Origin of the sequence: Actinomyces sp. HMSC075C01, assembly GCF_001812965.1 — a bacterium.
Classification (GTDB): Bacteria; Actinomycetota; Actinomycetes; order Actinomycetales; family Actinomycetaceae; genus Actinomyces; species Actinomyces acetigenes.
This window is the reverse complement of record NZ_KV810969.1, coordinates 17321-32278: the sequence shown is the minus strand read 5'-3', so window position 1 is coordinate 32278 and position 14958 is coordinate 17321. Positions and strand designations below refer to the sequence as shown.

The 14958-nt window shown below is 67.3% G+C and carries 9 protein-coding genes and 4 tRNA genes; 3 read left to right on the top strand and 10 right to left on the bottom strand.

Annotated features, from left to right (window positions below; all coding sequences use genetic code 11):
• Positions 1 to 17: 17 nt before the first annotated feature.
• From HMPREF2883_RS03145 to HMPREF2883_RS03115, 7 genes are all read right to left on the bottom strand, one after another.
• Positions 18 to 1868: a beta-glucoside-specific PTS transporter subunit IIABC gene (locus tag HMPREF2883_RS03145; protein WP_070658935.1), complete on the bottom strand. Its 1851-nt coding sequence runs from the start codon at positions 1866 to 1868 to the stop codon at positions 18 to 20.
• Between the two features lie 193 nt (positions 1869 to 2061).
• Positions 2062 to 2910: a PRD domain-containing protein gene (locus HMPREF2883_RS03140; protein WP_070658934.1), complete on the bottom strand. Its 849-nt coding sequence runs from the start codon at positions 2908 to 2910 to the stop codon at positions 2062 to 2064.
• 112 nt (positions 2911 to 3022) lie between these two features.
• On the bottom strand, positions 3023 to 3235 hold the full coding sequence (locus HMPREF2883_RS03135; protein ID WP_003780741.1) for a TOBE domain-containing protein: 213 nt from the start codon (positions 3233 to 3235) through the stop codon (positions 3023 to 3025).
• 50 nt (positions 3236 to 3285) lie between these two features.
• Positions 3286 to 5433, bottom strand: a complete 2148-nt coding sequence (gene uvrC / locus HMPREF2883_RS03130) for an excinuclease ABC subunit UvrC (protein ID WP_070658933.1) — start codon at positions 5431 to 5433, stop codon at positions 3286 to 3288.
• Between the two features lie 125 nt (positions 5434 to 5558).
• Positions 5559 to 5633, bottom strand: a tRNA-Val gene (locus tag HMPREF2883_RS03125).
• 1 nt (position 5634) lies between these two features.
• Positions 5635 to 5705 (bottom strand) — tRNA-Cys (locus tag HMPREF2883_RS03120).
• A 36-nt stretch (positions 5706 to 5741) separates the two neighbouring features.
• A tRNA-Gly gene (locus tag HMPREF2883_RS03115) sits at positions 5742 to 5814 on the bottom strand.
• 150 nt (positions 5815 to 5964) lie between these two features.
• Between HMPREF2883_RS03115 and HMPREF2883_RS03110 the strand changes: the two genes are divergently transcribed.
• Positions 5965 to 6037, top strand: a tRNA-Val gene (locus tag HMPREF2883_RS03110).
• 179 nt (positions 6038 to 6216) lie between these two features.
• Here the strand turns inward: HMPREF2883_RS03110 and HMPREF2883_RS03105 are convergent.
• Positions 6217 to 7593, bottom strand: coding sequence for a UTP--glucose-1-phosphate uridylyltransferase (locus HMPREF2883_RS03105; protein WP_070658932.1), 1377 nt, complete (start codon positions 7591 to 7593; stop codon positions 6217 to 6219).
• Positions 7594 to 7801: 208 nt separating this feature from the next.
• Here HMPREF2883_RS03105 and HMPREF2883_RS03100 point away from each other — a divergent pair, with 208 nt between their 5' ends.
• Positions 7802 to 10426: a DUF2339 domain-containing protein gene (locus HMPREF2883_RS03100; RefSeq protein WP_070658931.1), complete on the top strand. Its 2625-nt coding sequence runs from the start codon at positions 7802 to 7804 to the stop codon at positions 10424 to 10426.
• A gap of 60 nt (positions 10427 to 10486) precedes the next feature.
• Here the strand turns inward: HMPREF2883_RS03100 and uvrA are convergent, their stop codons facing one another.
• Positions 10487 to 13333: an excinuclease ABC subunit UvrA gene (gene uvrA / locus HMPREF2883_RS03095; protein ID WP_070658930.1), complete on the bottom strand. Its 2847-nt coding sequence runs from the start codon at positions 13331 to 13333 to the stop codon at positions 10487 to 10489.
• Between the two features lie 139 nt (positions 13334 to 13472).
• On the opposite strand from uvrA, the gene HMPREF2883_RS03090 reads away from it, so the two are divergent.
• Entirely contained in the window at positions 13473 to 13757 is a 285-nt protein-coding gene (locus HMPREF2883_RS03090) for a YciI family protein (RefSeq protein WP_070658929.1), read from the top strand.
• Between the two features lie 75 nt (positions 13758 to 13832).
• Here HMPREF2883_RS03090 and HMPREF2883_RS03085 read toward each other — a convergent pair.
• Positions 13833 to 14958, bottom strand: a 1126-nt coding sequence (locus HMPREF2883_RS03085; RefSeq protein ID WP_141759014.1) for an HAD-IC family P-type ATPase, incomplete at its 5' end; no start/stop codon positions are given.

The following is a 14958-nucleotide window of genomic DNA, read 5'->3' as shown; positions in this document are numbered from 1 at the left end:
TCGGGTGGGTGATTGGTTCAGTGGTCGATCTCAACCACGGTGCTGCTGGTCGTCACCTCGCCGTCAACGATCGGGACGACGGCGCCCAGTGAGGCGGTGTTGGTGACGACGAGGATCGTGGTGGGGTCGTAGCCTGCATCACGAACGGCCTTGAGATCCACGTCGACCAGAGGCTCGCCGCGCACGACTCGCTCACCGGCACTCACTTTGGGGGTGAATCCCTCGCCCTTGAGATTGACGGTGTCCAGGCCGACATGGATGAGGACCTCAACGCCGTCGTCGGTCTTAATGCCGTAGGCGTGACCGGAGTCCATGGCGGTGACGACAGTCCCAGATGCCGGTGCGACGACGTGACCGTCGGAGGGGACGATGCCGACTCCGTTGCCCAGGGCCCCGGGTGAGAAGACCGGGTCGGCGACATTCTCCAGCGGCATGGCGGAGCCGTTCATCGGTGCCGTGAGCGCGGTGGTGGGCTCGGCGTCGCCCTGCGCGGCGACGGTCGGGGAGGGTTCCTCCTCGGCCGGGTCCTTAAACCCGACGACGAGGGTGAGGGCCAGGGAGACGACGACGGCGACGGCCATACCGATGAAGACCAGGACGAGGTTTCCGTGGTTGATCAGCGCGGGAATACCGATGAAGGAGGGGAAGACGAAGGAGGTGGTCGCCCCGTTTCCTGCTGCGACAATGACGCCACCCGCAGCACCGCCGATGCAGCCGTAGAGGAAGGGACGTTTGAGAGGCAGATTGACACCGTAGATCGCGGGCTCGGTAATGCCGGCCAGGAAACCGGACAGCGATGCTGGTCCGGCCAGCTCCCGCATCTTCTTGCTGCGCGTGCGGATCATAACGCCGAGGGTCGCGGCTGCCTGGGCCAGAACGGCAGGGAAGATCGGTCCCGCCATGAGGGAGAAGCCCGGGTCGTTGTACTGGGCGATCATGACCGGTACCAGGCCCCAGTGCACACCGAACATGACGAAGACCTGCCAGAAGGCTCCCATGACGGCTCCCGCCACCCAGGGTGCGTGTTCGAAAAGCGCGTTCATCAATGAGGCGATGCCGTTCGACGCCGCCGTCGTCACCGGGCCGACAGTGATGAGGGTCAGGGGGACCATGATGAGCAGCACGAGCAACGGAACTGAGAAGTTGCGGATGGATGAGGGAAGGATCTTGGTCAGCCAGCGCTGCAGATGGGACTGGAACCATACAGCCACAATGATCGGAACGAGTGAGGAGGTGTAGGACGCCATGACCACCGGAATGCCGAAGAAGGTGACCGCTCCGCCGGCATCGTTGAGCGCGACGATATCGGGATACACCAGGGCTCCGGCCAGGGCGACGGCCGTCATTTCGTTGGCCTTGAAATAACGCGCTGAGGTGATGGCCAGCAGGATCGGCAGGAAGAACAGGGCCGAATCGCCTGCGGCATTGAGGATCGTGTGGGTGGTGGAGTCCTCCTTCAACCACCCCAGCGTGGTTGTCAGGGTGAGGAAGGCCTTGATCAGGCCTGCTCCTGCGAGCGTCCACACCACCGGGTTGATGAGGGCCGAGACCATCTTGATGAACCGGTCGAACAGGCTGCCGCCGTTGCCGGTCGTCTCATCGTCGCTACCAGTCAGGTCGGTGAGCCTGCCCAGTTCCTCGTAGAGCAACGGCACGTCGTTACCGATGACCACCTGGTACTGACCTCCGGCCTGCACCACGGTGACAACGCCGTCGAGTGCCTTGACGGCCTCGGTTGCGGCCTTGGACTCGTCCTTGAGGACGAATCGCATGCGGGTTGCGCAGTGGGTCATGGAGGAGACGTTCTTCTCGCCTCCGATATTGTTCAGCAGCTGCGGCGCCAGCGCCGCGTAGTCGACCTTCGCCATTGATGTCCTCCTGAGCGAGTGACCGCTTCCGGGGAACAAAAAAGACCCGAGACAATGCCAGCGTGGGAACGCTGACGTGTCTCGGGTCTTGCCCCTGGCGGGTCACAATCCTGTGAATCCCTCAACGGAATTCACTGCGAATGATATGAACAAATTGATCAGCAAACAAGATGTCAGTCTGTGCTACACGTCACTATGCATGTGTCTGCTGCAAGGAGGAACTCAGCCGGGCAACATGCAGGGCGAGGTAGGCAGTCTCGTCCTCGGTGACGGCGACGCCCAGACGGATCTCCATCAGGTTCCGGATGCGCAGAGCCACCCGGTAGGAGTCAGGGGCGGAGCTGCGTAGAGCCTGGGCCACCTGGGAAGCGGTGCCGTCCTCGATCTGTACCGCGGTGCGTGCGCGCACCAGGAAGTAGCGCAGGTGGACCGCGAACCGAGCAGCGTCGACGGAGTCCGCATCGAAGGCCTCGCCAAAGGACTTGCCCAGCAGCCCCATGACCTGCCCAATGAGTCGCGACTGCTCACTGGCGGCCTGGGCCGAGGGAGCGCCGATGGCAGCGGTGAAGAGGTGGAGGGCCAGTGCGACAGCCTCACCTTCCGGCAGCTTGACCTCTTGAGCGGCGTTGATCTCCTCGACCATGACCTCGGCCAGCCGCAGTTCCTCGGGATGCAGGTGGGCGACCTCGGCGCGCAGCGGATAGTCCATGACCAGCCCTTGGCGGACCCGCTCCATGGCCTGGTTGATGTGGTCAACGACGGCGATCAGGGTCGAGGACGGAACATCCGCGTTCAGCCCCTTGGCCGCCTTGCGGAAGACCCGCTCAATGAGCACCAGGCGCTCCAGCGGGATCCCGGCGATGACCTCCGCCACCGACTGGGCGTTGTCAGCCGGGATGAAGCGACGGGAGATGAGGGAGGCGTCGACACTCTGGCCGCGCTTGCGCTGAAAACCGAGGCCCCGGCCGGTCAGGATCGCCTCACGCCCAATCTCGTCGCGCGCCAGCACGACGTTGTTGTTGAGCACCCGCAGTATCTCCACGAACCGATTGTGCCATGAGCCGCTCACCCTCGAATGGCGAAGGGCGAGCGGCCACGAGCACGAGACGGGGGGGATGCCCCGAGACAGCCCTGATGCCGCTGCTGAGACCGCCTCAGTCCTGAAGGCCCACCATGACGGAGGAGGCCTTGACGACGGCGACCGCCTTCTTGCCCTCTGCCAGCTCGAGCTCCTCGATGGCCGCGTTGGTGATGGAGGAGGTGATGATGACACCGGGGGCGACCTCGATCTTGACGACGCCGTTGACGGCGCCCTTCTCGATGGAGACGACGGTGCCGGGAAGCTGGTTGCGGGCGGAGATCCTCATACGGGGTTTCCTTTCGAGTTGACGCCAGTCCAGCACACCGTGAGATCACGCTAACGCTTGGTATCCGGACTGTTGAGGTGAGCCAAGATAGTACCTGCCAAACCAGGTCCGATGCCCTTGACTCGGGTGATGTCCTCCACGTCGGCTTGCCGGATGCGTTTGACCGAGCCGAATTCCCGCAGGAGGGCGGCCTGACGCGCCGGTCCCAGGCCGGGGACACCGTCCAGGACGGAGCGGGTCATGCCGGCCGAGCGCTTCTTGCGGTGGTGGGTGATGGCGAAGCGGTGGGACTCGTCCCGCAGGTGCTGGAGCAGGTAGAGGGCGGGCGAGGTACGCGGCAGGATGACTGGGAACTCCTCCCCCGGCACCCACACCTCCTCCAGACGCTTGGCCAGGCCGATGAGCGGCACGTCGATGCCGAGCTCGTCGAGCACGGTGCGCGCGGCATTGACCTGCGGCAGCCCGCCGTCGACGACGACCAGCCCGGGCGCGTAGGAGAAGCGCCGAGCCTTGCCGGTCTCCGGATCAATGGGCCCGGAGGCGACGGCAATGCCCTCGACGTCCTCGATCTCCTCAGCCGCTCGGGCGGCGGCCTCACCGCGCCCCTGCTCGGCGATGAGCCGCTTGAACCTCCGAGTGAGGACCTCGTGCATGGCGGCGGTGTCGTCGGCGGCGCCGCTGCCGTCCTGGCCGCGAACGGTGAAGCGCCGGTAGTCGGACTTGCGGGGGGCGCCGTCCTCGAAGACGACCATGGAGCCGACCTGGTAGGTGCCCTGGGTGTGGGAGATGTCGTAGCACTCGACGCGCAGGGGCGCCTCGGGCAGGTCGAGGGCCTCGGCGAGCTCGTCGAGGGCGAGGGTGCGCTGGGTGAGGTCTCCCGCCCGCCGGGTCTTGTGCAGCCGCAGGGCCTCTTCCGCGTTCTTGCGCACCGTATCCATGAGGGCGGCCTTGTCACCGCGCTGCGGGACGCGCAGGTCGACCTTCGCCCCGCGCAGGCCGACCAACCAGGCACGTACGGTGGCGGCGTTGCTGGGCATCTCGGGGACCAGGATCTCCTTGGGCACCGCCGTGGTGGCCGTGTGGGCGACGTCGTCGACGCTCGTGGCCGCTGACTCCCCGTTGCGCCGGGAGGCGTCACCGTTGGGACCGCTGCGGGGCAGGGGGCTGGACGGGGCGCGCTCCCCCACCCCGACGGAGGTGGTGGTACCCGAGGAGGTGGGGGCGCCGCTGTGGTGGACGGCGCCGGCGTCAGCCGGATCGATGAGGGAGGCGTAGACCTGCTCCAGGAGGCGTTCGATGAGCTCGGCGTCCCCGGCATCGTCGATGAGGTCGACGACCCAGCCGCGCTGCCCGCGCACGCGGCCGCCGCGGACGTGGAAGACCTGAACGGCGGCCTCGAGCTCGTCGCGGACCAGGGCGAAGACGTCGGCGTCGGTGGCGTCGGGCAGAACGACGGCGTTGCCCTCGATGACCTTGCGCAGTGCGGCGGCGTCGTCACGCAGGCGGGCGGCCTTCTCGAAGTCGAGGGCGGCGGCAGCGGCCTTCATCTCCGCCTCGACCTGACGCAGGTAGGGACCGGTGCGCCCGGCCATGAAGGCGCAGAAGTCCTCGGCCAGCGCCCGATGGTCCTGTGGGCTGATGCGGCCCACGCAGGGGGCGGAGCACTTATCGATGTAGCCCAGCAGGCAGGGACGCCCCGAGGCCTGGGCACGGCGAAAGACCCCGGCGGAGCAGGAGCGCACCGGGAACACCCGCAGCAGCTGGTCAACGGTCTCGCGGATGGACCAGGCCTGGACGAAGGGACCGAAGTAGCGGGTTCCCGGTTTGCGGGCCCCGCGGACCACCTGCACGCGGGGGTAGGTCTCCCCCATCGTCACCGCCAGGTAGGGGTAGGACTTGTCGTCCTTGTACATGACATTGAAACGGGGGTTGAACTCCTTGATCCAGGAGTACTCCAGGGCCAGGGACTCCACCTCGGTGGACACGACTGTCCACTCCACCGCGCATGCGGTGGTGACCATCTTCTGGGTGCGCGGGTGCAGGGCGGCAAGGTCCTGGAAGTAGCTGGACAGGCGCTGACGCAGGTTCTTGGCCTTGCCGACGTAGATGACGCGCCCCTGCCCGTCCAGGAAGCGGTAGACCCCCGGGGATGTGGGGATCTCGCCCGGGGCAGGACGGTACGTCGAGGGGTCGGCCATGCCCGCAAGGGTAGACGCCCATCATCCTCGTTCACGACACGCCGCCCTGCAGCCGGCCGCCAGGCCCCACAGGAATCCGACATAATGGAGGGTCCGAGCCAGTATGGACCGGACCTTCATCATGGTGGTGGGCGATACTGGGATCGAACCAGTGACCTCTTCCGTGTCAGGGAAGCGCGCTCCCGCTGCGCCAATCGCCCGAGGTGGGTACCGGATTCGAACCGGTGTAAACGGCTTTGCAGGCCGGTGCCTAACCTCTCGGCCAACCCACCATGAGATGCTGGGGCTGGGCGCTCCCGGCTCCTCGGAGCGGATGACGGGACTCGAACCCGCGACCCTCACCTTGGCAAGGTGATGCTCTACCAACTGAGCCACATCCGCATGACTCCTCACGGTCCGACCGAACCGCTCGGTGCTGGAAAACCATAGCATCACGATCGCAGTGACAGGCAAACAGCATCGCGGTGATTCACCTCACCGGGCAGCCGTTTGCTCCGGGGGCACCGGCCTGGCTATGGTTAGCGCCGCACCGGGCGATTGGCTCAGGGGTTAGAGCGCCTCGTTCACACCGAGGAGGTCACTGGTTCGATTCCAGTATCGCCCACCGGACAGCACTTTACTTTCCCTACGCTTGCCCTCTCTTTGGAGGGCAAGCGTTTTTTCATTCCTGCTCAGCGCGGTGGCGCCGGACCTCATGACTGAGAGTCCGGCGCCACCGTGTAACGGCCAGTAACGGCCAGTAACGGCCAGTAGCGACCGGCAAGGTCGCGACCAACGGCTTACTCAGATCCGGGTGCCGTCGGCGATCCTTCCGGGCGAGCCCTCCGCCTCCACGTGCGCCTCACTGGTGGCGACGACGTCGGCGCCAAAGGTCCAGTCGCCATCCACGGTCAGCGACTGCGCCTCCTTGATGGAGGGGACGCCGTCGGGGAACCGGGCCTCGAAGTCCTGGATCTTCTTGTAGAAGCGTGGGTCGAGACTCACGGTGCAGGCCTGCTCCGGAACCATCTGCAGCAGACCGTCGTCGTCGACCTTGTAGACGTCCGAGCGCACCAGCAGCAGATCGTTGGTGGTCTTGACCGGCAGGAAGCGGGAGCGGGGCACCTCGATGGCAGTCGCCCCCTCGAAGGCCTCCACAGCGGCTCCCATGGCCGTCTCGAGCTGGATGACTGGCGTCGAGGAGGAGTCGGCGGGGTCCACCGTCTTGCTGTTCCTGATGAGCGGAAGCCCGAGGATCCCTCCCCGCTCGACCAGGGTGTCGCGCAGCACCTTGAGATCGAACCAGAGGTTGTTCGTATGGAAGAAGGGGTGGCGGAACTGGTCGGTGAAGAAGTGCATCTGGTCGTCGGGGGTCTGTGCCGTGTCACGCAGGATGATGCGCCCGTCGCTCTTGCGCACGGCCAGGTGCCCGCCCTTGACGTCGGCCGGAGTGCGGCGGCACATCTCTGGGGCATAGGGCGCACCGGAGGCCGCGAACCAGCCGGCAATCCTGGCCGACGGGGCCGCACCGAGGTTGTCGGAGTTGGCGGTCATGGCGTACCGGTAGCCCTTGTCCAGGAGGGCGTCCAGCAGCCCGGAGGCGAGCAGGGCGGTGTAGATGTCGCCGTGGCCCGGAGGACACCACTCGAGCTCGGGGTCGGCCTCCCACTCCACGGGAGTCAGATCGTCAGCGCGCAGCTTGGGCTCGCGGTTCTGCAGGAAGTCCAGGGGCAGGCCGTCGATCTGGATCTCGGGGTGCCCGGCCAGCACCTCGAGGGAGTCCTCGCGAGTGCGGAAGGAGTTCATGAGGATCAGCGGCAGGCTCACGCCGTAACGTCGACGCGCCGCCAGGACCTGATCGACCAGCAGGTCCAGGAAGGTCTTGCCGTCACGCACCGGCAGAAGGGACTTGGCGCGATCCAGGCCCATCGAGGTGCCCAGGCCCCCATTGAGCCGGATGAGGACCGTCTTGCTCAGCGCCTCGCGGGCCTCCTCCTCGCTGACCTCGACGTCAGCCAGGGAGTCGATCTGAGTGAGGGGCTCGATGGTCTCCTCGGGGATGAGTCCTGTGGCTCCGGCCTCCAGGGCCTGGTAGTAGTGGGTGAAGACCGTGATGGCCTGCTCTGCGACGCCGGCGTCGCGCATCTTGTGCTGGGCTGAAGTGAGTCCGTTCTCGCTCATGACGCGCAGCCTATCTCAGCCTGACCGTTCTTGTGTCACTTTGTTCGGTTCTGTTCGTTCTTGAAGGATCGGACCTCTCCCGGTTCTCGAGTTATCCACAGGGCACTTGTACCCCCTTCACGACATCGACGACTCCCCTTTACTCTCAGATGATCCGGTTGAGTGACACGTGCTCACCGCCGAGCACCGAGTGACGAGGAGAACCGTCATGTCCATACCGCCCACTGTCGGGCCGAATGTCGCCCTGGTCCTGCAGCGACTGGACCTCATCGAGAGGAAGATCGACTGGCTCGCGGAGCGCGTCACCTGGCTGACCTACTCCTCCGCCGCCCCGACGCAGGAGAGCAGCGACTCCCCCGCCACGGCGAGGAGCGACAGCCCCTCCCATCCGGAGACGACTCCGCCTGCGATTCCCCCGCAGACGAGGGCCGCCTCGGAGCACTCCTGGCAGCGTCCCAACGAACCCCCCGTTCAGGCCCCGGTCAACGAGTCCCTCCCGGAGGACAGGAACGCCCGCCCCGCGACGGCCCCGGCCGCTGACGGTCCCCAAGCCTCCCAGACTGAGGCGCCGCAGGACCAACGCTTCCAGCCTCCCGCCCCCGTGGAGCCCGCGCGATCCTTCGCGCCCCAGGCGAGCCCGGCTCCGATGCAGCCTGCCCCCGTGGCGGGCAACGCCCCTCATACGCAAGGGACGAACCAGGTGGGACCGACCGGGATCGGCCAGGCAGGCGGCGCTGAGGCCGAGGCAGTCCCGGGCTGGGTCCAGCGAGCGATGCGGGAGGGCAACCTCGGGCGCTATCTGCTCTCCGGCGCCGCAGCGGTGCTCGTGCTGTCTGCCGGGGTCAGTCTGCTGGCTCTCGTCTGGGGCTCCATTCCCAACCCCGTCAAGATCCTGGGGCTGGCACTCATCGCGGTCACGATGACGGCCTCCGGAGCTCGACTGGGGCTCCGTCATCCCCATCACCGTGTCGCCGCAGCGACGATCACGGGAACTGGCGGGGGGCTGGGTTTTGTCGCCGTCGTGGGAGCCGTCCTTCTCGGCGGGATGCTCCGCCCGGAGCCCGCGCTGATCCTCATGGCCTGCTGGGGCATCGTGCTTCTGGCCGTGTCGCACATGACACGGGTGCTGTTCACCGCGGTCGTCTCCACTATCGGCGCTCTGGTGACCATCGGGTTCGCAGTCAGTCACGTGGCGCGCCAGCCACAGGCCGCGCTCGTCACGTGGCTGATGGTCAGTATCTATGTCACGGTGCTGGCGCTGACCTGCACCGTCCTGTCGCGCAACACCGGACGGATGAGGTCGGCCGCCTGGTATCCGGTGACATCGATGGTGGCGACGGCGACAGCCCTCATCGCCGCACCGATCCAGCCGATGCTGCGCGTCTCCACCGTCGGCGGCACCAGCATCAGTCTCATCCTGTGCGTGCTGCTGGTGTCTCAGACGATGCACGCGAGCACACGGCTGTGGAGCATTGGTGTCAAGACCTCAGGCTGGGACTGGGGCCTGACTGCGGCGGTGCTCATGGTGGGGTTCATCAACCTGTTGATGGGGCAGATGACTCTGCACCTGGCGCACACCGTCGTCGTCATCACCTATCTCCTCGAGCTTCTCCTGCTGGCCGCGGCGGCGCTCGCGACTCTCCCGGGCTACTGCCCCGATCACTGGCGCCGCGCCATGGCGATCGGGCACGAGGCCGCGTTCTTCCCCCTCGCACTGGCCGGCATGGTGGTCATTGACGCCCCCCGGGTCCATCTCTTCGTCGTCGTCGCTGCGATGCTGTGCCTTCTCCCGGCCATCATGAACGCAAGAGTGGAGCCGGCCCCGATCCTGGCCCTTCTCGGGACGGCGCCGATTCTCGTGCCTGCGGGCACTGCTTACTCCCGCAGCGACTCGTGGTCGCTCATCATCTCCGTGGTGATCTCTGCGCTTATGGTGTGCGTGGCCGAGGGGCTCGGCGACCGAGTCGCACGCAGCTCCCCACCCCAGGCTCCGTATGCCGCACCTTCACGCACTCAGCCACGGGTGCTGGCCCTGCGGGCGGCTCTGGCGGCAGTGGCTTTCAATCTCACCGTCCTCGCTCCGTTCCTGGGATCCGGCCTCGTGGAGGACTCCCAGGGCACCTGGGCGGCCCTGCGCATGGTCCCGGGCCTGGTGACGATCGCACTCATCGCGCTGGGTGCGGTCTCTGGTGGCGCCACACCCCTGCGAGTGCTCAGTGGGCAGTGCCGAGGAGCCCGTTACCAGGTGGGCCCCCACGGCGCGGCCCTGCCCGACCCATCAGGGAGGCAGACGGGAGCGCCGGCACCGTCCTGGATCGTCTCGGGGATGGTGGCCATGCTGGCGCTGGCGACGCTGTCGTGGGCTGATGCCGCGTCCTCGTCTGTCTGGATGCTGCTACTGGTCGCCGTCGCCCTGGGGCTGGGCGCGAGCGCCACGTGGCTCCTGCTTCCCTGGCGGCGGAGTGCGGAGGTGTGTCTGAGCCTTGCGATCGGCAACTCGCTGCTCATGTGGTTCGCAGTCATGGTGGCCACCGAGGTGGGACCGGGCTCGGTCCTCATATCGGTGCTGGTCCTGCTGACGGGCGGAGCCTGCATCGTCTTGGGCTTCGGCGCGCGTTTGACGATCCTGCGCCACTACGGACTGACCCTGGTGCTTCTGTCCGTGCTCAAGCTCGCCGTTATGGACGTGGCCTCGCAGAACTCGATCATTCGAGTCATCTCGCTGGCGGCCGCAGGTGTCGTCTGCTTCGTCCTCTCACTGCTCTACAACCGCTTCGCGCAGGAGCAGCGTCGCGAGCACGACCAGGTCCCCATGGGCCCCGGGAGCATCTGAGCGCGGCGAGGATCCGCCGTCGAACCGTCCAGCTGAGCCGGACCGGAGCGGGCACGGGCGTCAGCCGCGGGCGGCCTCAAGCACCGGGGCCAGGAACTGGCCGGTATAGGACGCCTCGGTGGCGGCGACCTTCTCCGGGGTCCCAGCCACGACGACGGTTCCCCCGCCCTTGCCGCCCTCGGGGCCCATGTCGATGACCCAGTCGGCGTTGGCGATGACGTCGAGGTTGTGCTCGATGACGACCACGGAGTTGCCCTTGTCCACCAGCCCCTGAAGCACCCCGAGCAGCTTGCGGATGTCCTCGAAGTGCAGCCCGGTGGTCGGTTCATCCAGGACGTAGATGGTCCGGCCGGTGGAGCGGCGCTGCAGCTCGGTGGCGAGCTTGACGCGCTGGGCCTCACCGCCGGAGAGAGTGGTGGCCGACTGTCCCAGGCGCACGTACCCCAGTCCCACCTCGACCAGGGTGTTGAGGTGGCGGGAGATGACCGAAGAGGCGGAGAAGAAGTCGGCCGCCTGGTGGATGGTCATGTCCAGGACGTCGGCGACCGTCTTGTCCTTGTAGCGGATCTCCAGGGTCTCCCGGTTGTAGCGGGCGCCGTGGCAGACCTCGCAGGGGACGTAGACGTCGGGCAGGAAGTTCATCTCGATCTTGAGGGTGCCGTCACCCTTGCAGGACTCGCAGCGTCCGCCCTTGACGTTGAAGGAGAAGCGCCCGGGTCCGTAGCCGCGCACCTTCGAGTCGGGCACGGCCGCGAAAATCTTGCGGATGTGGTCCCACACGCCGGTGTAGGTGGCGGGGTTGGACCGGGGCGTGCGCCCGATCGGTGACTGGTCGACGTGGACCACCTTGTCCAGGTGCTCCACTCCCCGCACCGTCTTGTGCCTGCCGGGTACGCCGCGGGCCCGGTTGAGCCTGTTGGCGAGCACCTGGTAGAGGATGGAGTTGACCAGGGAGGACTTCCCCGAGCCGGATACACCCGTGACGGCGGTGAGCACGCCGAGCGGGAAGGAGACGGTGACGTCCTTGAGGTTGTTCTCGCGGGCGCCGACGACGGTGACCTCACGGTTCTTGTCCCGCTTGCGTCGAGTGGCGGGGATCTTGATCTGACGCCGCCTGGCCAGGTAGTCGCCGGTGATGGAGCCCTCGGCTCCGGCCAGGCCCGCGACGTCACCGGAGTAGACGACCTCACCGCCCAGCTCGCCGGCTCCCGGCCCGATGTCAACGATCCAGTCGGCCGAGCGGATGGTGTCCTCGTCGTGCTCGACGACGATGAGCGTGTTACCCAGGTCCCGCAGTCGCTGGAGGGTCTCGATGAGTCGGGAGTTGTCACGCTGGTGCAGGCCGATACTGGGCTCGTCCAGAACGTAGAGGACGCCCACCAGGCCCGAGCCTATCTGGGTGGCCAGGCGGATGCGTTGGGCCTCACCCCCGGAGAGTGTGGCCGCGCCGCGGGCCAGGCTGAGGTAGTCCAGGCCCACGTCCACGAGGAAGCCCAGGCGCGCGTTGATCTCGGTCAGGACGCTGCCGGCGATCTGGGCGGCCTGGCCGGTGAGGTTGAGCCCGGCCAGGAAGTCTCGGGCCTCACCGATCGGCAGCTCGCACAGCTGAGCGATGGACAGCTCGCCCACGCGCACGGCCAGCACCTCCGGCTTGAGCCGGGCTCCGCCGCAGACGGGACAGGGGATCTCACGCATGTAGGCCTGGTAACGCTCCCGGGACCAGTCGGACTCGGTCTCGTCATGCTTGCGCATGACGTAGTCGAGGACGCCCTCGAAGCCGGTGGAGTAGATGCGTTCGCGCCCCCAACGGTTGCGGTAGGTGACCTTGACCTCGTAGTCCTTGCCGCGCAGGATCGCCTCCCGCGCACGCGCCGGAAGGGCGCGCCAGGGGGTGTCGACGTCGAAGGAGAGCTCTTTGCCCAGGGCCTCGAGCTGGCGGGTGAAGTACTTCTGGTGGCTCGACCAGGGGGCGACGGCACCCTCGGCCAGGGTGAGCTCCTCGTCGGGGACAACGAGCTCGGGGTCGACTTCGAGCCGGGTGCCGATCCCGGTGCAAGCGGGGCAGGCGCCGTAGGGGGCGTTGAAGGAGAAGGTGCGCGGCTCCATCTCGTCCAGGGCCAGGGGGTGCTCGTTGGGGCAGGCGCGCTTCTCGGAGTAGCGTCGCTCCCGGTCAGGGTCGTCCTCGGGCAGGTCGACCTGCTCGATGATGACCAGGCCCTCCGCCAGGCCGAGCGCTGTCTCCACCGAGTCGGTGAGGCGCTGGCGGATACCCTCGCGGACGACGAGCCGGTCGACGATGACCTCGATGTCGTGCTTGAGGCGCTTGTTGAGGGTCGGGGGGTTGTCGAGGCGCTCGGCGGCACCGTCGACGCGCACCCGGTTGAAGCCGCGTCCGCGCAGCTCGCCGAAGAGCTCGGAGTACTCGCCCTTGCGTCCGCGCACCACGGGGGCGAGAACCTGGAAGCGTGTGCCTTCGGGCAGGGAGCGGACCTGGTCGACGATCTGCTGCGGGGTTTGGGAGGAGATGACGGCGTCGCAGACCGGGCAGTGCTGGATACCGGCGCGCGAGTAGAGCAGACGCAGGTAGTCGTAGATCTCCGTCACGGTGCCCACTGTTGAGCGGGGGTTGCGCGAGGTGGACTTCTGGTCGATGGAGACAGCCGGGCTCAGGCCCTCGATGAGTTCGACGTCGGGCTTGTCCATCTGGCCGAGGAACTGGCGGGCGTAGGAGGACAGGGACTCCACGTAGCGGCGCTGCCCCTCGGCGAAGATCGTGTCGAAGGCGAGGGAGGACTTGCCCGAGCCCGACAGTCCGGTGAAGACGATCATCGTGTCGCGCGGCAGGTCCAGGTCGACGCCCTTGAGATTGTGCTCGCGGGCCCCACGGATGATGAGAGAGTCGTTCACGGGATTCGAGTCTAAGGGGTGACTGCGCGTCCCGCGCATCGCACATGTGTTCGACGTGTCTCATGGTCGGGACGGCGGAAGAATGCCTGCGCTCCTGGGTTCTCTCCACGGCTGGCGCTGCCGCCCTTATGCTGAGGTCATGAGCAAGATCTACGCCGTCGAGTACCGCTACGTCACTGACAAGGACGAGGAGATGGCCGCTGTTCGGCCCTCGCACCGCGCCTTCAACGGCCGGCTGGCCGATGAGGGCCGGCTGCTGGCCGCAGGCCCCTACGTGGGCACCCATGACGCCCTCATCGTCGTGCGGGCCGACGACGAGGCCGGCGCGCTGGCCCTGCTCGAGGAGGACCCCTTCCAGCAGGCAGGCTTCATCTCAGAGCGTATCGCGCGCGAGTGGAACCCGGTCATCGGGGTCCTGGCCTGAGCCGGCCTGACCCGGACTGAGGCACCGGTCTTCACGCTCAGCGGCGATGTGCCTTCACGCCTCAGGGTGCGGTCCCTAACGGTCACGCACGATCCGGCGTCGCACCAGGTGGACCAGCTCGATGCCGCCAACGGCCAGGCCCGCCATGAGCGCGATCACCCACCACACGCCGGGGGTGGGCCAGGCCAGAAGGAAGAAGGCGCGCACCGGCGGGGCGACGACGCCGAGGACCGCGATCGCCCCCATGAGGACCACCAGCCCCAACCGCCAGCTCGTCAACGGTCTGGCGGTGAGTGTAAGCAGCCACAGACCGCAGGTGATGAGCACCAGGGTTGTCGCCGTGGTCACCTGGGCGCGCGGGGCGTGGGTGAGTGTCAGCCAGAGGTACGTGGTCAGGGTCACGGTGCCCGCCATGAGTCCCGCCGGTACGCACAGACTGAGCACTCGTCTGAGGAACCCCTCCCGGTAGCGCTGGTCACTGGGGGCCAGGGCCAGGACGAAGGCGGGGATTCCGATCGTCAGAGAGGAGACGACCGTGAACTGACGGGGTAGGAACGGGTAGGCGACCGCCAGGGCTGACACGACGACGGCGATGAGCGAGGCGTAGATGGTCTTGGCCAGGAACAGGGAGGCGATGCGCTCGGTGTTGGCCATGACGCGGCGCCCCTGGGCCACGACCCCAGGCAGGGCCGAGAACTCTCCTTTGAGCAGCACCAGGCGCGCCACCGCCTTCGTGGCCGGCGCTCCATTGCCCATGGCGATGCCGAGGTCGGCGTCCTTGAGCGCCAGGGCGTCATTGACGCCGTCCCCGGTCATCGCGACGACGTGCCCTCGGGACTTCAGTGCCCGCACCAGTGCCCGTTTCTGCTCGGGAGTGACCCGTCCCAGGACGCTGGCGCCCTCAACGGCGTCGGCCAGGCGCTCCAGGTCCTCCTCCGTCTCCTGCCCGCTGCCCGCCCCGGCAGGCAGGGTACGTGCGTCCAGGGCGACGAGCTCGCCGCCGTCAGAAGCGGTGACTCCGGCCTGGCGGGCGACCGCGGCCACGGTCTCGGGGCTGTCACCAGAGATGACCTTGGCGTCGACGCCCTGCTGGCGGAAGTAGGCGAGGGTCTCGGCGGCGTCGGGGCGTATCTCCTCGGTGAGGATGATGATCCCTGCGGCCTCAAGGTCGTCGGGAAGCCGCGGCTCCTCCTCCCCCCCC